The organism is Streptomyces sp. NPDC036813 (genome assembly GCF_055609245.1).
This window is the reverse complement of sequence record NZ_JBVJPV010000004.1, coordinates 217,719-236,025: the sequence shown is the minus strand read 5'-3', so window position 1 is coordinate 236,025 and position 18,307 is coordinate 217,719. Positions and strand designations below refer to the sequence as shown.

The 18,307-nt window shown below is 73.5% G+C and carries 21 protein-coding genes; 4 read left to right on the top strand and 17 right to left on the bottom strand.

Going from position 1 to position 18,307, the window contains the following annotated elements:
* Positions 1-96: 96 nt before the first annotated feature.
* The 7 genes from trpM to hisI all read right to left on the bottom strand — a co-directional run bounded on the left by trpM (position 97) and on the right by hisI (position 4,794).
* Positions 97-285: a tryptophan biosynthesis modulator TrpM gene (gene trpM / locus ACZ67Q_RS11095; RefSeq protein WP_471179466.1), complete on the bottom strand. Its 189-nt coding sequence runs from the start codon at positions 283-285 to the stop codon at positions 97-99.
* A 21-nt stretch (positions 286-306) separates the two neighbouring features.
* Positions 307-1,116, bottom strand: coding sequence for an indole-3-glycerol phosphate synthase TrpC (gene trpC, locus ACZ67Q_RS11090; protein WP_469809847.1), 810 nt, complete (start codon positions 1,114-1,116; stop codon positions 307-309).
* A gap of 139 nt (positions 1,117-1,255) precedes the next feature.
* Entirely contained in the window at positions 1,256-1,669 is a 414-nt protein-coding gene (locus tag ACZ67Q_RS11085) for a DUF2752 domain-containing protein (RefSeq protein ID WP_471179462.1), read from the bottom strand.
* A 113-nt stretch (positions 1,670-1,782) separates the two neighbouring features.
* Positions 1,783-2,046 carry an HGxxPAAW family protein gene (locus ACZ67Q_RS11080; protein ID WP_471179460.1) on the bottom strand — a complete coding sequence of 88 codons (264 nt, stop codon included), beginning with the start codon at positions 2,044-2,046 and terminating at the stop codon, positions 1,783-1,785.
* A 116-nt stretch (positions 2,047-2,162) separates the two neighbouring features.
* Positions 2,163-2,822, bottom strand: coding sequence for a TIGR02234 family membrane protein (locus ACZ67Q_RS11075; RefSeq protein ID WP_471179457.1), 660 nt, complete (start codon positions 2,820-2,822; stop codon positions 2,163-2,165).
* Between the two features lie 68 nt (positions 2,823-2,890).
* Positions 2,891-4,381, bottom strand: a complete 1,491-nt coding sequence (locus ACZ67Q_RS11070) for an anthranilate synthase component I (RefSeq protein WP_471179455.1) — start codon at positions 4,379-4,381, stop codon at positions 2,891-2,893.
* 11 nt (positions 4,382-4,392) lie between these two features.
* A complete protein-coding gene (gene hisI, locus ACZ67Q_RS11065; protein ID WP_471180099.1) occupies positions 4,393-4,794 on the bottom strand; it encodes a phosphoribosyl-AMP cyclohydrolase in 402 nt (133 codons plus the stop codon).
* 61 nt (positions 4,795-4,855) lie between these two features.
* On the opposite strand from hisI, the gene ACZ67Q_RS11060 reads away from it, so the two are divergent.
* Positions 4,856-5,491: a TIGR03085 family metal-binding protein gene (locus ACZ67Q_RS11060; RefSeq protein ID WP_471179452.1), complete on the top strand. Its 636-nt coding sequence runs from the start codon at positions 4,856-4,858 to the stop codon at positions 5,489-5,491.
* Positions 5,492-6,226: 735 nt separating this feature from the next.
* Here the strand turns inward: ACZ67Q_RS11060 and ACZ67Q_RS11055 are convergent.
* The 10 genes from ACZ67Q_RS11055 to hisD all read right to left on the bottom strand — a co-directional run bounded on the left by ACZ67Q_RS11055 (position 6,227) and on the right by hisD (position 13,965).
* The gene (locus ACZ67Q_RS11055) at positions 6,227-7,468 is read right to left on the bottom strand and encodes an MFS transporter (RefSeq protein WP_471179450.1); all 1,242 of its coding nucleotides are present in this window, start codon (positions 7,466-7,468) and stop codon (positions 6,227-6,229) included.
* Positions 7,469-7,508: 40 nt separating this feature from the next.
* The gene (locus tag ACZ67Q_RS11050) at positions 7,509-8,099 is read right to left on the bottom strand and encodes an ArsR/SmtB family transcription factor (RefSeq protein ID WP_471179447.1); all 591 of its coding nucleotides are present in this window, start codon (positions 8,097-8,099) and stop codon (positions 7,509-7,511) included.
* A gap of 140 nt (positions 8,100-8,239) precedes the next feature.
* Complete coding sequence (gene hisF / locus ACZ67Q_RS11045) at positions 8,240-8,995, bottom strand: imidazole glycerol phosphate synthase subunit HisF (protein WP_471179444.1); 756 nt, start codon at positions 8,993-8,995, stop codon at positions 8,240-8,242.
* Positions 8,992-9,402, bottom strand: coding sequence for a RidA family protein (locus ACZ67Q_RS11040; RefSeq protein WP_471179442.1), 411 nt, complete (start codon positions 9,400-9,402; stop codon positions 8,992-8,994). The genes hisF and ACZ67Q_RS11040 overlap by 4 nt, the downstream gene beginning before the upstream one ends.
* Complete coding sequence (gene priA / locus ACZ67Q_RS11035; protein ID WP_471179439.1) at positions 9,399-10,124, bottom strand: bifunctional 1-(5-phosphoribosyl)-5-((5-phosphoribosylamino)methylideneamino)imidazole-4-carboxamide isomerase/phosphoribosylanthranilate isomerase PriA; 726 nt, start codon at positions 10,122-10,124, stop codon at positions 9,399-9,401. Before priA ends, ACZ67Q_RS11040 begins: the two co-directional genes overlap by 4 nt.
* On the bottom strand, positions 10,121-10,774 hold the full coding sequence (gene hisH / locus ACZ67Q_RS11030) for an imidazole glycerol phosphate synthase subunit HisH (protein ID WP_471179436.1): 654 nt from the start codon (positions 10,772-10,774) through the stop codon (positions 10,121-10,123). Before hisH ends, priA begins: the two co-directional genes overlap by 4 nt.
* The gene (locus ACZ67Q_RS11025; protein WP_361639091.1) at positions 10,774-10,938 is read right to left on the bottom strand and encodes a hypothetical protein; all 165 of its coding nucleotides are present in this window, start codon (positions 10,936-10,938) and stop codon (positions 10,774-10,776) included. Before ACZ67Q_RS11025 ends, hisH begins: the two co-directional genes overlap by 1 nt.
* Positions 10,939-10,943: 5 nt before the next feature.
* On the bottom strand, positions 10,944-11,537 hold the full coding sequence (gene hisB / locus ACZ67Q_RS11020) for an imidazoleglycerol-phosphate dehydratase HisB (protein WP_363269143.1): 594 nt from the start codon (positions 11,535-11,537) through the stop codon (positions 10,944-10,946).
* On the bottom strand, positions 11,534-12,643 hold the full coding sequence (locus ACZ67Q_RS11015) for a histidinol-phosphate transaminase (protein ID WP_471179433.1): 1,110 nt from the start codon (positions 12,641-12,643) through the stop codon (positions 11,534-11,536). Before ACZ67Q_RS11015 ends, hisB begins: the two co-directional genes overlap by 4 nt.
* Positions 12,640-13,965 (bottom strand): histidinol dehydrogenase, encoded by a 1,326-nt coding sequence (gene hisD, locus ACZ67Q_RS11010; RefSeq protein ID WP_471179430.1) that lies wholly within the window; start codon positions 13,963-13,965, stop codon positions 12,640-12,642. Before hisD ends, ACZ67Q_RS11015 begins: the two co-directional genes overlap by 4 nt.
* A gap of 249 nt (positions 13,966-14,214) precedes the next feature.
* On the opposite strand from hisD, the gene ACZ67Q_RS11005 reads away from it, so the two are divergent.
* The 3 genes from ACZ67Q_RS11005 (at position 14,215) to ACZ67Q_RS10995 (ending at position 18,299) form a co-directional block, all read left to right on the top strand.
* Positions 14,215-15,792 (top strand): oxidoreductase, encoded by a 1,578-nt coding sequence (locus tag ACZ67Q_RS11005; protein WP_471179428.1) that lies wholly within the window; start codon positions 14,215-14,217, stop codon positions 15,790-15,792.
* A 366-nt stretch (positions 15,793-16,158) separates the two neighbouring features.
* Complete coding sequence (locus tag ACZ67Q_RS11000) at positions 16,159-17,160, top strand: hypothetical protein (RefSeq protein ID WP_471179425.1); 1,002 nt, start codon at positions 16,159-16,161, stop codon at positions 17,158-17,160.
* Positions 17,161-17,558: 398 nt separating this feature from the next.
* Complete coding sequence (locus ACZ67Q_RS10995; RefSeq protein ID WP_471179423.1) at positions 17,559-18,299, top strand: LON peptidase substrate-binding domain-containing protein; 741 nt, start codon at positions 17,559-17,561, stop codon at positions 18,297-18,299.
* Positions 18,300-18,307: the final 8 nt, after the last annotated feature.

Sequence of the window (18,307 nt, the reverse complement as noted above, 5' to 3'; positions counted from 1 at the left end):
GGGGAAAAAACTTGGTCGCCGTGGGGCCGGGGGTTGTCGGTCGGCTGCGGGCCGGTCGTGACTGGTCGCGCCCGCGCGGCGGTAGCCGCAGATCGATTACAGCCCCGCGCCCCTGAGGGGCTGCTGCCATCGCATGCCGTTCACTTGCCCAGGCTCATCGCCGATGACATAGCGGACCCTGCGGCCGTGTACCCGGCGTGCGGGTGCGCGGCAACCACGGGGACGGCAGCCGCGCGCCAGGCGGGCGTACCGGTCCGTGGTCGGCACAGGGATCGTCAGAGTCATCGGGTCCAGCCTAACGGGGCCTCAGCCGCGGCCGTGGCGCAGTGCCGGGTGCTCGCCCGCGGCGACCAGGTCGGCGACCGCGGCCTTGGGGTCCTTGCCGGTGACCAGGGACTCACCCACGAGGACGGCGTCGGCACCGGCGTTGGCGTAGGCGATCAGGTCGTGCGGGCCGCGGACGCCGGACTCGGCGATCTTGACCAGGTGGTCGGGGATCTCCGGGGCGACGCGCTCGAAGGTGCCGCGGTCGACCTCCAGCGTCTTGAGGTTGCGCGCGTTGACACCGATGATCTTGGCGCCGGCGTCCACGGCCCGCTCCACCTCGTCCTCGTCGTGCACCTCGACCAGCGGGGTGAGACCGATGGAGACGGCGCGCTCGATCAGCGACTCCAGGGCCGGCTGCTCCAGGGCGGCGACGATCAGCAGGGCGAGGTCGGCGCCGTAGGCCCGGGCCTCCCAGAGCTGGTACGACGTGACGATGAAGTCCTTGCGCAGCACCGGGATGTCCACGCGGGCGCGGACGGCCTCCAGGTCGGCCAGCGAGCCGCCGAAGCGGCGCTCCTCGGTGAGGACGGAGATGACGGCCGCGCCGCCCGCCTCGTAGTCCGCGGCGAGGCCGGCCGGGTCGGCGATCGCGGCCAGCGCGCCCTTGGAGGGGCTGGAGCGCTTGACCTCGCAGATCACCTTGACGCCGTCGCCCTTGAGCGCGGCCACCCCGTCCTTGGCCGCGGGGGCCTTCGCCGCGCGCTCCTTGAGCTCGTCGAGGCTGACGCGCGCCTGCCGCTCCGCGAGGTCGGCACGGACTCCGTCGATGATCTCGTCGAGCACACTCACGCGAGCGGCCCCCTTCCAGACGGTTGACAGTTCCAGCGACCAGGGGGGAACCATTGGTCACTGCGATGGTATCCGCCCGAAGGCCATGACTTCGCATCCGGTCGATGCCGGTCCCACTACCTGGACATTCACTGATCGCTCACGGATGGAGCCAACCGCCGAACGGCAGGTTCCGGACAACCGTGAAGACCAGCAGCAGCCCGCCCAGCGTCCACAGGTGCACAGGCCCGGGGTCGGGTCGGAAGGGCCGTCCGCGCACCGCGTGAACCACCCAGACGGTCCACAGCGCCGCGAAGCCCAGATAGCCCACAACCGCCGCCGCGTTGTCGTGCAGCGCGCCCATGAGGTCGCCGTGGGCGACGGCGTGCGCGCTGCGCAGCCCGCCGCAGCCGGGGCAGTAGACGCCGGTGAGGCGCAGCAGAGGGCACACGGGGTAGTGGCCGGGCTCGTTGGGGTCGACCACGCCGACGTAGGCGAAGGCGCCCGCGACGGCGGCGAGGACGGCGGCGGGCACCGCCAGCCGCTCCAGGAGTCCGTGTCTCACGTGTCGCATTGTGCTCCCCCGACGCCGCAGACGCAGTGAGGGGCGTCCCGGCACACACGCGTGCCGGAACGCCCCTCGCTGTGTCTACGCCCCTCACTGCGTCTGCGGGGCCGGTCGAGGGCTCAGCCCTTGGCGACGGCCGCCTCGCGGTTGGCCGTGGGCTGGTCGGCCATCACCAGCGGCTGGGACGCGGACTTCGGGGCGCCCATGCCCATGGAGCGCATGATGCCGCCGACGACACCGCCGAGGCACACGACGCCCATGCTGACCCAGAAGCCGACCGGCTGGGCCAGCACCACGAAGGCGCCGGCGGCGCAGAAACCGATGAAGGCGATGATGACACCGGTCCAGGCGGCCGGGGTGTGTCCGTGGCTGCTGCCCGCCATTGCTAGCTCCTCGTTGCCGTGTACGTGTCGTACGTGTCCGTGACGGACGTTGTGTTCAGCTCCATTGTCCCGTACGCACGCGCGTGCCGTGCGCCGGGGTGGGCCGTCGGAGCGGGTCAGGCCGGGCCGGCGGCCGGGTCGGCGCCCGTCGGGTCCTCGCCCCGGTCGAGGGCCTTCCACAGGTCCTCGGGGCGGTCGGGGTCGACGGCCTGGGCGGCGCGGCGCGGGCGGGGTGCGCCGGAGCGCTCGTAGCGCCCGGACATCGCGGGCCACAGCCGGCCGTAGCGCAGGGCGAGCAGGCCGGCCAGCAGGATCAGCGCGCCGCCGACGGCGGCGACGTAGGGCCAGGCGGTGTGGGTGAGCGCGCCCACGGTGGCGGAGGTGTCGCCGGAGGCCGCGGCGGCCTTGTCGTCGAGGGCGGCGCCGTCGCTCGCGCCGACCAGGGCGGCGGCGACGGTCCCCGCGCCGGCCAGGGCGAGGACCGCGGACACCAGCAGCCGGCCGGCGCGGCGTACGGCGAAGACGGCGACGAGCGCGGCCAGGCCCACTATGGCGAGCGCCGCGGGCACACCGGTGACGTCGCTGCCCTTGGCGGTGAGCGGGAAGGCGCCGCCGGCGACCGTCGCGGTGCCCTCGGCCCAGCGCTGCCGGGTGGACAGCAGTACGACGGCCGCGCCGAGCGCTCCGCACAGCAGGGCGAGGGCGAGGCTGCGGCGGCCCGACCGGGCGGGGGCGGCTTCGGTACGGGGGTGAGGTACGGCTGTCACGTACTCCACTATCGCCCGAACCCCGGGCGAACCGTCACCCGGGGTCCCGTGAGAAGCGCCGCACGCGGTGTGCGGCCCTACTTGCCGAGCCGGTTGGCGGTGTGCACGGCGCGCAGGACGGCCGCCGCCTTGTTGCGGCACTCGGTGTCCTCGGCGACCGGGTCGGAGTCGGCGACGACACCGGCGCCCGCCTGGACGTAGGCGGTGCCGTCGCGCAGCAGGGCAGTGCGGATCGCGATGGCGGTGTCGGAGTCGCCGGCGAAGTCCAGGTAGCCGACGCAGCCGCCGTACAGCCCGCGCCGGGACGGCTCCAGTTCGTCGATGATCTGCATGGCGCGCGGCTTCGGGGCGCCGGAGAGGGTGCCTGCCGGGAAGCAGGCGGTGAGCACGTCGAAGGCCGTGCGGCCGGGGGCGACGCGGCCGGTGACCGTGGAGACGATGTGCATCACGTGCGAGTAGCGCTCGATGGACATGAAGTCGACGACCTCCACCGAGCCCGGCTCGCAGACCCGGCCCAGGTCGTTGCGCCCGAGGTCGACGAGCATGAGGTGCTCGGCGCGCTCCTTGGGGTCGGCGAGCAGCTCGTCGGCGAGGGCCTGGTCCTCCTGCGGGGTGGCGCCGCGGTGCCGGGTGCCGGCGATGGGGTGGACCATCGCCCGCCCGTCCTCGACCTTGACCAGGGCCTCGGGCGAGGAACCGACGACGTCGAACCCGTCGAAGCGGAACAGGTACATGTACGGCGAGGGGTTGGTGGCCCGCAGCACCCGGTAGACGTCCAGCGCGCTCGCCGTGCACGGCGTCTCGAAGCGCTGCGAGGGGACGACCTGGAAGGCCTCGCCGGCCCGGATGCGCTCCTTGACGTCCTCCACGGCGGCCTGGAAGTCCGTGCCGCCCCAGCGTGCGGTGAACTCGGGCAGCTCGGAGGGCGGCAGTGCCGCGGGCGGCTGGGCGACGGCGCTGGAGAGGTCCGCCTGCATGGCGTCGAGGCGGGCGATCGCGTCGGCGTAGGCCTCGTCGACGCCGCTCTCCAGGTCGTTGTGGTTGATCGCGTTGGCGATCAGCAGGACCGAGCCCTCCCAGTGGTCCATGACGGCCAGGTCGCTGGTGAGGAGCATGGTCAGCTCGGGCAGCCGCAGGTCGTCGCGCTCGCCGGGGCCGATCTTCTCCAGGCGGCGGACGATGTCGTAGCCGAGGTAGCCGACCATGCCGCCGGTGAAGGGCGGCAGGTGCAGGTCGTGGGCGAGGTCGCGCGGGGTGTGCAGCGCCTCGAGGGTGGCGCGCAGCGCGGCCAGCGGGTCGCCGTCGGTGGGCACACCGACGGGCGGGGTGCCGAGCCAGTGCGCCTGCCCGTCGCGTGCGGTGAGGGTGGCGGCGCTGCGGACGCCGACGAAGGAGTACCGAGACCAGGAGCGGCCGTTCTCCGCGGACTCCAGCAGGAAGGTGCCGGGGCGTTCGGCGGCGAGCTTGCGGTAGAGGGCGACCGGGGTGTCGCCGTCGGCGAGGAGCTTGCGGGTGACCGGGATGACCCGGCGGTCGGTGGCCAGCTTGCGGAACGTCTCGAGGTCCATGGCGGCCGACCCTACTGATCCGAGCCCGGTACGCCGGAACCGGCGTCCTTGAGCAGCACGTCCGTGTCGAAGCAGGTGCGCGCGCCGGTGTGGCAGGCGGCGCCGACCTGGTCGACCTTCACGAGCACGGTGTCGGCGTCGCAGTCCAGGGCGACGGACTTCACCCACTGGAAGTGCCCGGAGGTGTCGCCCTTGACCCAGTACTCCTGACGGCTGCGCGACCAGTAGGTGCAGCGGCCGGTGGTGAGCGTGCGGTGCAGGGCCTCGTCGTCCATCCAGCCGAGCATGAGCACCTCTCCGGTGTCGTACTGCTGGGCGATCGCGGGCAGGAGGCCGTCGGGGCTGCGCTTGAGGCGCGCGGCGATCTCCGGGTCGAGGCTGCTGGGCCGGGGAGTGCTGGTCATGGGTGCCATTGTGCCGCGCGGGGGTGACAACGCCGGTGCCGTGTCCGCAGGGTGGTCGTAGGCTGACGGCATGTCGACCTTCGCCAAGCGTGAACGACTCCTGCTCGCCGACCTCCTGGAGACGGCCGGTCCCGACGCGCCGACCCTGTGCGAGGGCTGGCAGACGCGTGATCTCGCCGCGCACGTGGTGGTGCGTGAGCGCCGCCCGGACGCCGCCGGGGGCATCCTGATCAAGCCGTTGGCGTCCCGGCTGGAGAAGGTGATGGAGGAGTTCGCCGCGAAGCCGTACGGGGAGCTGATCCGGCTCATCCGTACCGGCCCGCCGCGGTTCTCACCGTTTCAGCTCAAGCAGATCGACGAGGCGTCGAACACGATCGAGTTCTACGTCCACGCCGAGGACGTCCGCCGCGCCCAGCCGGACTGGTCGACGCGCGAGCTGGACCCGGTGTTCCAGGACGCCCTGTGGTCCCGGCTGGAGCGCACGGCCCGCCTGATGGGCCGCGGCGTCCCGACGGGCCTGGTGCTGCGGCGCCCGGACGGCCAGACGGCGGTCGCCCACCGCGGCACCCCGGTGGTCACGGTGACGGGCGAGCCGTCGGAACTGCTGCTGTTCCTGTACGGCCGGCAGAGCGCGGCGAAGGTGGCGCTGGACGGCGAGGAGGACGCGATCGCCAAGCTGCACGAGGCGAAGGAGCTGGGCATCTAGGGTCTTCCCCCGGCCACGGCGGCCGCCGGCGGAGACGCGGTGCCCTGGCTTCTACGGCGGGTGGAAGCGACGGCCCGCTGGGGTCCACGGCGGTTCCGCGCGGCGGCGCCCTGGGCTTTACAGCGGGTCGGGGCGGAGGCGCTCCTGGGTCGGCGGCGGTTCTGCGCGGCGGCCCCCGGTGAAGGTCCCGGTGCCACGGCAGCTCGGCGCGGAGGCGTCCCGACCGCGCGACCGCGGCATCCCGATGCGTCACCCGCACGGCGACTGGGCTCCCTCGGCCGGCGACCCCGGCGCACCCGCCCGCGGGGCCGGGACCCGCGCCGCCCCGGCGGGCTGCCGGGCCAGGAGATCAGGGCCCGTCCCCGGGCAGCGGAGCTACGGCGGTCCGGCACGGCGGCATGCCCCCGGGGGGTGGACGTGACATCCCCGTGCGCCCCCACGGCGACTCGGCTCCCCCAGCGGGCGGCCCGCCGGGCCCGCGGGCCGGGACCCGCGCCGCCCCGGCGGGCTGCCGGGCCAGGAGATCAGGGCCCGTCCCCGGGCAGCGGAGCTACGGCGGTTCGGCACGGCGGCATGCCCCCGGGGGGTGGACGTGACATCCCCGTGCGCCCCTACGGCGACTCGGCTCCCCCGGCGGGCGGTCCGCCGGGCCCGCGGGCCGGGACCCGCGCCGCCCCGGCGGGCTGGGCGGCGGGCTGCCGAGCCGGGGCTCGCGCCCACGGCCCGGGGAGCGGGTTACGGCAGTTCGGCGCGGCGGAGGTCGCGGGCGCACAGGACGACGAGGCCGGCGAGGGCACTGACGCCCGCGCAGACCGCGAACACCGGGCCGGTGCCCCACAGGGTCACGGCGCCGCCGACCAGCGGGAAGGTGAGGGGCGCAACGCCGAAGCCGACCAGCGTCGAGACGGACATGACCCGGCCGAGGTAGGCGGCACCGGCCCGGACCTGGACGAGGGCTCCGCACAGCGCGCCGGACAGTCCGGCGGTCACGCCGATGAGCGCGGCCACACCGGCCGCGGCGGCGACGGACGGGACCTGGGCGAGCGCGGCGATGGCGAGGGCCGCCACCAGGTTGGTCACCGCGGCCACCACCGCGGCGCGGGGTATCCGGCCCCGCCAGGTGATCAGCAGCGCGGCCCCCGCAGCGCCGGTGCCGAAGCCGGCGAGCACCCAGCCCATGCCGGCGGAGCCCCAGCCACGCTGCTGGGCGAGGACGGTCAGGCCGAGGTTCATCGGGCCGACGAAGCCGAGGTCGCTGAGGGCGGCGGCGATCACCAGCGGGCGCAGCACCGCGTCCTGCCGGATGTGCCGCAGCCCGTCGCGCAGTTCGGCGAGCACCGGCCGCCGGTCCTGACGTTCGTCCGGCGGCAGCGCACCCACCCGTACGCCCAGCAGCAGCGGCAGGGACACCCCGACGAGCAGCGCGGCCAGACCGAAGGCGCCGGCCGTGCCGCCGACGGCGACGCCGAGGCCGCCGAGCGGGCCGCCGAGGACGTTGGCGAGCCGGGTGGCCATGCCCCGCATGCCCTGGACGCGAGTGAGCTGGCCGCGTGAGGTGATCCGCGCGGGCAGCGCGCCGGCCGCGGGCAGGAAGACGGCGTCGACGATGCCGAAGAGCACGGCGACCGCGCCGAGCACCCACAGGCCCGGGCTGGTGGCGAGCAGCAGGACGGCCGCACCGAGCACGAGGGCGCTGCGGGCGGCGGTGGAGCCGAGGACGACCCGGCGCGGCCCGTAGCGGTCGGCCACCACTCCCCCGCCGAGCATCAGCAGGGCGCGCGGCACGGCGCTGGCCGCGGTGACGAGCCCGGCCTGGGCGGGGGTGCCGCTCTGGACGGCCGCCCAGGACAGGGCGATGTAGTAGACGTTGTCGCCGACCGCGGACGAGGCGTAGGCGCCGAGCCAGCGCAGGACGTTGGGGTCGCGGTGAGCGGGTCTGTCGACCGGGCGGGCGGGTGACGCGAGGGTGGTGGTCACGCGGACCGTCCTCTCGGGAAGGACCCCGGGTCGCGGGATCTCAGGCGCGGAAGGGGAAGCCGTACGTGTGCACCGCGACGTTCTCGCGGCCTTCCGTGTCGCCCGCGTCGGCGGCGGCACGGCCGAGCTCCTCGTACTTGCGCACGAGGTCGTACATCTCCTTGGAGAGCCGCGCCAGCTCCTCCGGGGTGAGCTTGAGCAGCCACTCGGAGGAGTCGGAGGCGGCGTTCCACGCGGCGCCCCAGTGGGCGCGCTCGTCGAGGAAGCGGCGGTAGGTGTCGGCGCGCTGCTCGAAGAAGAGGCGGCTGGCGGCGGTGTGCGCGGCGGCCTTGTCCGGGGCGTCGCGGAAGTCCTCGTCGCGGATGGTGACGCCGTCGGTGGACGGCTGCCACCAGCGTTCGCGGGCGTCCGTGCTCTGCTTCTCGGCCTCCTCGATCAGGCCGTGCTCGGCGAGCTTGCGCAGGTGGTAGCTGACCAGCGACACGGCCTCGTCGACCTGCTCGGCGAGCTGGGACGCGGTGGCGGTGCGGGCGATGGTCAGCGCCCGGTACAGCTTCATCCGCAGCGGGTGGGCGAGCGCCTTGAGCGTGCCCACGTCCCGGATGCGGCGGTCTCTCTCCTTGTCCGGCATGCCTCAACGCTAGATGCGAAAGAAAAGTTGCACAACATATTTTGCGCAACTTTCCTTTCACATCTGGCATCTGCCCGCGAAAAAGCCCCGGACGGTCAGGGACCGGCCGGGGCTCTGGTCGAACGCTCGGCTGACGTGGGTCAGCGGACGGGGTGCCCCGCCTCCCGCAGCGTCTGCTTCACCTCGCCGATGCGCAGGTCGCCGAAGTGGAACACCGACGCGGCCAGCACCGCGTCCGCGCCCGCCTCGACGGCCGGGGCGAAGTCGGCGAGCTTGCCGGCGCCGCCGGAGGCGATCACCGGGATCGTGACGTGCTTGCGTACGGCCGCGATCATCTCCAGGTCGTAGCCGTCCTTGGTGCCGTCGGCGTCCATGGAGTTCAGCAGGATCTCGCCCGCGCCCAGCTCGGCCGCCCGGTGCGCCCACTCGACGGCGTCGATGCCGGTGCCGCGGCGCCCGCCGTGCGTGGTGACCTCGAAGGTCCCGCTCTCGGTGCGGCGCGCGTCGACCGACAGCACCAGAACCTGCCGGCCGAACCGCTCGGCGATCTCCCGGATCAGCTCCGGGCGGGCGATCGCGGCCGTGTTCACGCCGACCTTGTCGGCGCCCGCCCGCAGCAGCTTGTCCACGTCCTCGGCCGCGCGCACACCGCCGCCGACGGTCAGCGGGATGAACACCTGCTCGGCGGTTCGGCGCACCACGTCGTACGTCGTCTCCCGGTTGCCGGAGGACGCGGTGATGTCCAGGAAGGTCAGCTCGTCGGCGCCCTCGGCGTCGTAGACCTTGGCCATCTCGACGGGGTCGCCCGCGTCGCGCAGGTTCTGGAAGTTGACGCCCTTGACGACCCGGCCGTTGTCCACGTCCAGGCAGGGAATGACTCGGACCGCCAGGGTCATGCGGACACTCCCCGCTCTCCGCCGGGGCGGTAAGCCTCCACCTCGACCTCGACGACCAGGCTGGGGTCGACGAAACCGGAGACGATGATCATCGACGCCGCGGGCCGGACGGAGTCGAACAGCTCCTTGTGAGCACGGCCGACGTCGTCCACGTCCCGGGCATGGGTGATGTACATGCGCGTCCGCACGACGTCGTCCCGGCCGAGCCCCACCTCCCTCAGCGCCGCCAGGGCGACCTGGAAGGCGTTGACCGCCTGCTCGTACGGGCCGCCCCCGGCGATCTGCCCGTCCACGATGGACGTGCAGCCCGAGACCAGCACCAGGCCGTTGGGCAGCTCCACCGCGCGGGAGTAGCCGAACTGCTCCTCCCAGGGTGCGCCGGTCGACACGCGTCGGATGTCGCTCACTTGGCTACCGCCTCCAAGGCCTCTTCCAGGGTGAACGCCTTTGCGTACAGCGCCTTCCCGACGATGGCGCCCTCGACACCGAGGGGCACCAGGTCGGCGATGGCGCGCAGGTCGTCCAGCGAGGACACGCCGCCGGAGGCCACGACCGGGCGGTCGGTCGCCGCGCAGACGTTCTTCAGCAGCTCCAGGTTCGGGCCCTGCAGCGTGCCGTCCTTGGCGATGTCGGTGACGACGTAACGGGCGCAGCCCTCCTTGTTCAGGCGGTCCAGCGTCTCGTAGAGGTCACCGCCGTCGCGGGTCCAGCCGCGGCCGCGCAGGGTGGTGCCCCGCACGTCGAGGCCGACGGCGATCTTGTCGCCGTGCTCGGCGATGACCTTGGCGACCCACTCCGGGGTCTCCAGGGCCGCCGTGCCGAGGTTGACGCGGGTACAGCCGGTGGCCAGCGCGGCCGCCAGGGTGTCGTCGTCCCGGATGCCGCCGGACAGCTCCACCTTGATGTCCATGGCCTTCGCGACCTCGGCGATCAGCTCACGGTTGTCCCCGGTGCCGAAGGCGGCGTCCAGGTCGACCAGGTGCAGCCACTCGGCACCCGAGCGCTGCCAGGCCAGGGCGGCCTCCAGCGGTGAGCCGTAGGAGGTCTCGGTGCCGGACTCACCGTGCACCAGGCGGACGGCCTGGCCGTCGCGGACGTCGACGGCGGGGAGGAGTTCGAGCTTGCTCACAGTGTTCCGATCCAGTTGGTGAGGAGCTGGGCTCCGGCGTCGCCGGACTTCTCGGGGTGGAACTGCGTGGCCCACAGGACGCCGTTCTCCACGGCGGCGACGAACGGCTTGCCGTGCGTGGCCCAGGTGACCTTGGGGGCCTCCATCGCCGTGTGGTGCGTCTCCATCGTCCAGTCGTGGACGGCGTAGGAGTGCACGAAGTAGAAGCGGGCGTCGGCGTCCAGGCCGGCGAACAGTTCCGAGCCGGCCGGGGCGTCCACGGTGTTCCAGCCCATGTGGGGGACGATGTCGGCCTGGAGCGGCTCGACCGTGCCGGGCCACTCGTCCAGGCCGTCGGCCTCCACGCCGTGCTCGATGCCCCGCGCGAAGAGGATCTGCATGCCGACGCAGATGCCCATCACCGGGCGGCCGCCGGCCAGCCGGCGCTCGACGATCCAGTGGCCGCGCGCCTCCTTGAGGCCCGTCATGCAGGCGGCGAAGGCACCGACGCCGGGTACGAGCAGGCCGTCGGCGTTCATGGCCCGGTCGTAGTCGCGGGTGATCTCGACGTCGGCACCCGCGCGTGCCAGGGCACGCTCGGCGGAGCGCACGTTCCCGAAGCCGTAGTCGAAGACGACGACCTGCCGCCTCTTCCCGACCGAGGCGCTCATCAGCTCCACACCTCCAGCCGCATCACGCCCGCGACCAGGCACATGGCAGCGCCGACGGACAGCAGCACGATCAGGCTCCGCGGCATCTTCTGTTTGACGAAGGAGATGATGCCGCCGATCAGGAACAGACCGACGACGATCAGGACGGTGGACAGACCGTTCATCGCTTTTACAGCGCACCCTTCGTGGACGGGAGGATGCCCGCCGCGCGCGGGTCGCGCTCGGAGGCGTAGCGCAGGGCCCGGGCCAGCGCCTTGAACTGGCACTCCACGATGTGGTGCGCGTTGCGGCCGTAGGGCACGTGCACGTGCAGCGCGACCTGGGCCTGGGCCACGAAGGACTCCAGGATGTGCCGGGTCATCGTGGTGTCGTACTCGCCGATCATCGGCGCCATGTTCTCCGGCTCGGTGTGCACCAGGTAGGGGCGGCCGGAGAGGTCGACGGTGACCTGGGCGAGGGACTCGTCCAGCGGGACCGTGCAGTTGCCGAAGCGGTAGATGCCCACCTTGTCGCCGAGCGCCTGCTTGAAGGCGGCGCCGAGCGCGAGGGCGGTGTCCTCGATGGTGTGGTGGGAGTCGATGTGCAGGTCGCCGTCGGTCTTCACGGTCAGGTCGAACAGACCGTGCCGGCCGAGCTGGTCGAGCATGTGGTCGTAGAAGCCGACGCCGGTGGCGATGTCGGTCTTCCCGGTGCCGTCGAGGTCGATCTCGACCAGCACCGAGGTCTCCTTGGTGGTGCGCTCTATGCGTCCAACGCGGCTCATGCCTCAAGCTCCTTCTTCACTTCACGGACCGCGTCGAGGAACGCGTCGTTCTCCTGCGGGGTGCCCGCGGTGACCCGCAGCCAGCCCGGCACGCCGTTGTCCCGGACGAGGACGCCCCGGTCGAGGATCTTCTGCCAGGTGTCGTGGGCGTCGTCGAACCGGCCGAACTGCACGAAGTTGGCGTCCGACGCGGTCACCTCGTAGCCGATCGCCCGCAGCTCGCTCACCAGCCGGTCCCGCTCGGCCTTCAGCTGCTCGACATAGCCGAGCAGCGTGTCGGTGTGCTCCAGCGCGGCCAGCGCGGTCGCCTGGGTGACCGCGGACAGGTGGTACGGCAGCCGCACCAGCTGGACGGCGTCCACGACGGCCGGGTGCGCGGCGAGATAACCGAGGCGCAGGCCCGCCGCGCCGAACGCCTTCGACATGGTGCGCGAGACGACGAGGTGCGGGCGGCCCTCCAGCAGCGGCAGCAGCGAGTCGCCGTGGCTGAACTCGATGTACGCCTCGTCCGCGATCACGATCGACGGCTTGGCGGCCTGCGCCGCCTCGTACAGCGCGATCACGGTCTCCGGCGGGACCGCCGTGCCCGTGGGGTTGTTGGGCGTGGTGATGAAGACGACGTCGGGCCGGTTCTCGGCGATGGCCTTCTCGGCGGCGGCGAGGTCGATCGTGAAGTCCTCGTTGCGCGGACCGGAGATCCAGCCCGTGCCGGTGCCGCGCGCGATGAGCGCGTGCATCGAGTACGACGGCTCGAAGCCGATCGCCGTGCGCCCCGGTCCGCCGAAGGTCTGCAGCAGCTGCTGGATGACCTCGTTGGAGCCGTTGGCCGCCCACACCTGGCTCAGGCCGACCTCGTGGCCGGCGGTGCGCGTCAGGTACTCGGCCAGCTTGGTGCGCAGCTCGACGGCGTCGCGGTCCGGGTAGCGGTTGAGGGTGCGGGCCGCCTCGCGCACCCGCTCGGCGATCCGCTCGACCAGCGGCTCCGGCAGCGGGTAGGGGTTCTCGTTGGTGTTCAGCCGTACGGGGACGTCCAGCTGGGGCGCGCCGTAGGGGGACTTGCCGCGCAGCTCGTCCCGTACGGGGAGATCGTCGATCCGGACGTTCACTTGCTCTCCGGCACCTTCCAGTCGAACCTCGCCTTGATCGCCGCGCCGTGCGCGGGCAGGTCCTCCGCCTCCGCCAGCGTCACCACGTGGTGCGCGACCTCGGCCAGCGCGTCCCGCGTGTAGTCGACGATGTGGATGCCGCGCAGGAAGGACTGGACGGACAGGCCGGAGGAGTGGCAGGCGCAGCCGCCGGTGGGCAGGACGTGGTTGGATCCGGCCGCGTAGTCGCCGAGCGAGACGGGTGCCCAGGGGCCGATGAAGATCGCGCCGGCGTTCTTCACCCGGTCGGCGACCGCGGCGGCGTCGGCGGTCTGGATCTCCAGGTGCTCGGCGCCGTAGGCGTCGACCACGCGCAGGCCCTCGTCGACGCCGTCGACCAGCACGATCGCGGACTGCCGGCCCTTGAGGGCGGGCACGATCCGGTCGTCGATGTGCTTGGTGGCCTTCACCTGCGGCTCGAGCTCGCGCTCGACCGCGTCGGCCAGCTCCACGGAGTCGGTGACCAGGACGGCGGCGGCCAGCGGGTCGTGCTCGGCCTGGCTGATCAGGTCGGCGGCGACGTGCGCGGGGTCGGCCGTGGAGTCCGCGAGGATCGCGATCTCGGTCGGGCCGGCTTCGGCGTCGATGCCGATCTTGCCGGTGAAGTAGCGCTTGGCGGCGGCGACCCAGATGTTGCCGGGGCCGGTGACCATGTTCGCGGGCGGGCAGGACTCGGTGCCGTGCGCGAACATCGCCACGGCGGTGGCGCCGCCCGCGGCGTACACCTCGTCGACGCCGAGCAGGGCGCACGCGGCGAGGATGGTCGGGTGCGGCAGTCCGCCGAACTCGGCCTGGGCCGGCGAGGCGAGCGCGATGGACTCGACACCGGCCTCCTGGGCCGGGACGACGTTCATGACCACGGACGACGGGTAGACGGACCGGCCGCCGGGCGCGTAGAGGCCGACGCGCTCGACCGGCACCCACTTCTCGGTCACCGTGCCGCCGGGCACGACTTCGGTGGTGTGCGTGGAGCGGCGCTGCGCGCGGTGCACCAGGCGGGCGCGGCGGATGGACTCCTCCAGGGCCGCGCGCACGGCCGGGTCCAGCTCGTCGAGCGCCTTGGTGAGCGCCTCGGCCGGCACCCGCACCTGTTCCAGCCGGACACCGTCGAATTTCTCCGCGAAGTCGATCAGTGCCGCGTCGCCACGATGATGCACGGCCTCGCAGATCGGACGCACCTTCTCCAGGGCGGCCGCAACGTCGAAGTCGGCTCGGGGCAGCAGGTCACGCAGGGCGGGGCCCTCAGGAAGGGCGTCGCCGCGCAGATCGATTCGGGAGATCACGGTCTCAATTCTCTCAGACCCGTGCTGCGGGCCGTGCGGCCGTATCAATGGCTGATACACGACGTGATACGGCGCGGGGGTGCGGGCGCGGTACGGAGCGGGGCGCGCGCGGGCCGGCCCGCGCGGCTGCGGCGCGCGCGGACTGTCCGGAACACGACCGTCACTTTGAGTGTTCGGGGGGTCACCGACCGGGCATGAACGGCTGTACGAAGACCGAACCCGCGAGTAGCCGGGGAGGAAGTGAGCGCCGTGACCGGGGAGGTGGGCCTCCACGACACCGGCGAGCTGCCGGACGAGCTGACCGCGACGGAAGCCGGCATGTGGCTGGCCTTCCGCAACGGCAGTGTGTACGACCTGAGCAGCGGCGACCCGATCGTCGACGACCCGCACGGCGGGCACCCCTGGGGTCAGGAGCGCACGGTGCGGGCGCGCATCGTGGCCTGGCTGCTGCTGGACGGCCCGCCCGCCCTGGCGGGCCGCGTCTCGGCGCTGAAACTGGTCGGGGTACGGCTCAGCGGCACGCTGGACCTCGCCGGGGGCACGGTGGCGCCGTACGTGGAGCTGCGCGGCTGCCGCTTCGAGAGCGACGTGCTGCTGCCGGAGGCCCGCTTCACGACACTGCGGCTGGTGAACTGCTCGGTGCCTCGGCTGGAGGCGGCGCGCGTGCACACCGAGGGTGATCTGCATCTGCCGCACTGCCGCTTCCACCGCGGCATCCGGCTCACCGACGCGCACATAGGCACCGATCTGATGCTCAACGAGGCGATCGTGCACCGCGACCGCACCGGCCGGTCGATCGCCGGGGACGGCCTGAGTGTCGGCCAGGACCTGCAGGCGGAGCTGCTGCGGTCGGACGGCGAGCTGAGCCTGCGCGGCGCGAAGATCGGCGTGTCGCTGAGCCTGCGCGGGGCGCGACTGGCCAACCCGTACGCCCGCCACGCGCTGAACGCCCCGCAGCTGACCGTCGAGCGCACGCTGTACCTGACCCCGGCGGGCGTCGGCCAGGCGCTGATGGGGGTCACACCGGCGCAGGGGACGCGGATCCAGGCGTTCGAGTGCCGGGGCGGGGTGCGGCTCGACGACGGGCGGTTCGGGGACGCGGTGGACTTCGAGCGGGCCCGGTTCGCGCTCGGCGAGGAACAGGAGCTGTCGCTGCGCCGGGTACAGACGCCGGAGCTGCGCTTCCTCGGCGAGCAGCCGCGGCTGGGGCGGGTGGTGCTGTCCGGCGCGCGGATCGTCACCCTCGTCGACCGGGCCGGCGCCTGGCCGGGACCCGGGCGGCTGCAGATGGCCGGCTTCACCTACGAGTGCCTGGTGCCGCACGGGCCGTTCCCGCTCGCCGAGCGGCTCGGCTGGGTGGCCGCGGCGACCGCCGAGTACAACCCGGAGCCCTACGAGCGCCTGGCCGCGGTGCTGCGGGGCGCCGGCGAGGACGAGGACGCGCGCGAGGTGCTGCTCGCCAAGCAGCGCCACCGCCGCGAGACGCTGCCGCCGGCCGCGAAGCTGTGGGGCTACGCCCAGGACTGGACGGTGGCCTACGGCTACCGGCCGGGGCGGGCGGCGCTGTGGCTGGCGGTGCTGTGGGCGGCGGGTTCGCTGGCCTTCGCGCAGGCGGGTCCGCCGCCGGTGCAGCGTGACGAGCACCCGGCGTGGGACCCGGCGCTGTTCGCGCTGGACCTGCTGCTGCCGGTGATCGACCTGGGCCAGGTCGGCCAGTGGCAGCTGACCGGCGGCTGGCAGTGGCTGGCCGCCGCGCTGGTCCTGCTGGGCTGGGTCCTGGCGACCGCGGTGGCGGCGGGCGCGACGCGGCTGCTGCGGCGCGGGTAGTCCGACCCACGGATGTCAGGCCAGGTGGTCCGACCACGGGTGTCACGGCCAGGTGGTCCGACCGTGGCTGTCACGGCCAGGTGGTCCGACCATGGGCGTCACGGCCAGGTGGTCCGACCGTGGCTGTCGCGGCCAGGTGGTCCGACCCTGGCTCGAACGGCCGGACGGTCCGACCGGCACGGCCGCAGGCAGCTCGGCCTGCGGCTGTTCCGCGCGCGGGCGCGACCTGCGGTTACCGGAGGTACGCGGCACAGGGGTTCGATAAGTTGAGGAACGGTCACGTTTTGCTCTTCCTTGACCGCGGGGCGTACAACTTTCGGGAGGTTCCGTGTAGCCACTGGCGCGGCCACGAGCAGCGGCTTTTCAATGGTCGGCACCATGGCTCTGCTGCTGCCGTTCATCCGCTCGGGCCGGATGACCCCCACCGCCGCGCACCCCGGGCCCGACGCGGACGCCCCCCACGTCCCCGACGACGAGGTGCTCCTCGACGCGCCCGACTCCCGACTGGCCCCCGTGCTGGTCGCGGCCGCGCGCGGCGACCACGCGCCCGCCGCCGGGCTGCTCGGCGCGACCCGCGCCGCCGCCGAGTGGGAGCGCCGCGACCGCTACGCCCTGCGACTCGCCGCCTTCGCGCACTCCCGCCCCGAGTGGCTGGACGCCTGGCGCACGGCCGACCCGCACGACCCGCACGGGCTGGTGGTCGAGGCCCAGCTCGCGGTGGACCGCGCCTGGCGCTCCCCCGCCCGCGCCGAGGCGCTGCGCGAGGTGAGCCCGCTGATCACCCGGGCCGCGCGCAGCGACGACGGCGACCCGGTGCCGTGGCGTATCGCGCTGGACCACGCGCGCGGCGCGCGGGCCGGGCACCGGTACTTCGAGGAGCTGTGGGAGGCGGCGGTGCGGCGCGCTCCGCACCACTACGGCTGTCATGTGGCCGCGCTGCGCTACCTGGCGGCCTCCGAGCAGGACGCCCACCGTGCCTGCTTCGACTTCGCCGACCGGGCCGCGCAGGACGCGCCGGCCGACTCGTTCGTCCAGGCGCTTCCGCTGCGGGCGGCTTTCGCCTGCCTGTCCGGCCCGCGCGGTGCGGGCGGTTCGCGGGTGGAGCGCGAGCGGCTGGACGCTGCGGCCGACCGGGCGATCGCGCTGTCGGCGCTGCTCGGGCCCGCGGATCCGTGGCCCGCGCCCATCCGGAACCTGCTCATCCATGTGCTGGCCCGGCTGGACCGGCCGGACGAGGCGCTGGAGCAGCTGCGGATGAACGGCCCGTACGCCACGTCGTTTCCCTGGGAGCGGCAGTCGGACGACCCGCTGGGGCACTTTCTGCAAGTGCGGGAGGAGCTGCGGGGGGCGGTGGCCGGGGGGCGGTGACGCGGCCCCTGCGGGGGGCGGTGGTCGAGGCGGTGATGCTGCCCTTGTCGGGGGCGGCTGACGTCGGTGGCTTGCGTCCGTGGTGGGGTGGCGGGCGTCGGTAGCCGGGGTGGCGGGACCTGGGTGGCGGGCGTCGGTAGCCGGGGTGGCGGGACCTGGGTGGCGGGCGTCGGTAGCCGGGGTGGCGGGACCTGGGTGGCGGGCGTCGGTGGCGGGGTGGCGGGACCTAAGTGGCGGGCGTCGGTAGCCGGGTGGCGGGACCTGGGTGGCGGGCGTCGGTGGCGGGGTGGCGGGGCCTCCGTGGAGGGCGTCTGTGGCGGCCGTGGTGGGGTGGCGTGGCGTCCACAGCGCGGGCGGGGCGGACATGTGTGCCGGGTCGGCCATTAGGCTTTGGCGCCGTGACCACCGTCCGGCTCCCGCTCTTTCCCCTGAACTCGGTGTTGTACCCCGGGCTCGTCCTCCCGTTGAACGTCTTCGAGGAGCGATATCGCGCCATGATGCGCGAGCTGCTCAAGACGCCCGACGACGAACCGCGCCGGTTCGCCGTCGTGGCGATCCGCGACGGCCGCGAGGTCGCGCCCAGCGTGCCCGGCATGCCCGACCAGACGGCGCTGCCCGAGCTCGGGCCCGCGGCCGGGTTCGGCACCGACCCGATGAAGGCCTTCCACTCCGTGGGCTGTATCGCGGACGCGGCGACCGTCCGGGAGCGCGCCGACGGCACCTTCGAGGTCCTGGCGACCGGTACGACGAGGGTGCGGCTGTTGTCCGTGGACGCCTCGGGGCCGTTCCTGACCGCGGAAGTCGAGGAGCTGCCCGAGGAGCCCGGCGACGAGGCCGGTGCGCTCGCGGAGGGGGTGCTGCGGGCGTTCCGGCAGTACCAGAAGCGGCTGGCGGGGGCGCGGGAGCGGTCGCTGTCGACCGGGGCGGAGCTGCCGGACGAGCCGTCGGTGGTGTCGTACCTGGTCGCGGCGGCGATGATGCTCGACACGCCGGCGAAGCAGCGGCTGCTGCAGGCGCCGGACACGGCGTCCCGGTTGCGGGACGAGCTGAAACTCCTGCGCGCGGAGACGGCGATCATCCGTACGCTGCCGTCACTGCCCGCGGCGGATCTGACGCGTGGGCCGACGAGTCTGAACTGATCTCGTGA

Coding starts and splice junctions, on each gene's coding strand:
- trpM (WP_471179466.1), bottom strand. CDS start 285: ATGACTCTGACGATCCCTGTGCCGACCACGGACCGGTACGCCCGCCTG.
- ACZ67Q_RS11085 (WP_471179462.1), bottom strand. CDS start 1,669: ATGCGACACGTGAGACACGGACTCCTGGAGCGGCTGGCGGTGCCCGCC.
- ACZ67Q_RS11080 (WP_471179460.1), bottom strand. CDS start 2,046: ATGGCGGGCAGCAGCCACGGACACACCCCGGCCGCCTGGACCGGTGTC.
- ACZ67Q_RS11070 (WP_471179455.1), bottom strand. CDS start 4,381: ATGGACCTCGAGACGTTCCGCAAGCTGGCCACCGACCGCCGGGTCATC.
- hisI (WP_471180099.1), bottom strand. CDS start 4,794: ATGGCACCCATGACCAGCACTCCCCGGCCCAGCAGCCTCGACCCGGAG.
- ACZ67Q_RS11060 (WP_471179452.1), top strand. CDS start 4,856: ATGTCGACCTTCGCCAAGCGTGAACGACTCCTGCTCGCCGACCTCCTG.
- ACZ67Q_RS11050 (WP_471179447.1), bottom strand. CDS start 8,099: ATGCCGGACAAGGAGAGAGACCGCCGCATCCGGGACGTGGGCACGCTC.
- hisF (WP_471179444.1), bottom strand. CDS start 8,995: ATGACCCTGGCGGTCCGAGTCATTCCCTGCCTGGACGTGGACAACGGC.
- hisH (WP_471179436.1), bottom strand. CDS start 10,774: ATGAGCGCCTCGGTCGGGAAGAGGCGGCAGGTCGTCGTCTTCGACTAC.
- ACZ67Q_RS11025 (WP_361639091.1), bottom strand. CDS start 10,938: ATGAACGGTCTGTCCACCGTCCTGATCGTCGTCGGTCTGTTCCTGATC.
- hisB (WP_363269143.1), bottom strand. CDS start 11,537: ATGAGCCGCGTTGGACGCATAGAGCGCACCACCAAGGAGACCTCGGTG.
- ACZ67Q_RS11000 (WP_471179425.1), top strand. CDS start 16,159: ATGGTCGGCACCATGGCTCTGCTGCTGCCGTTCATCCGCTCGGGCCGG.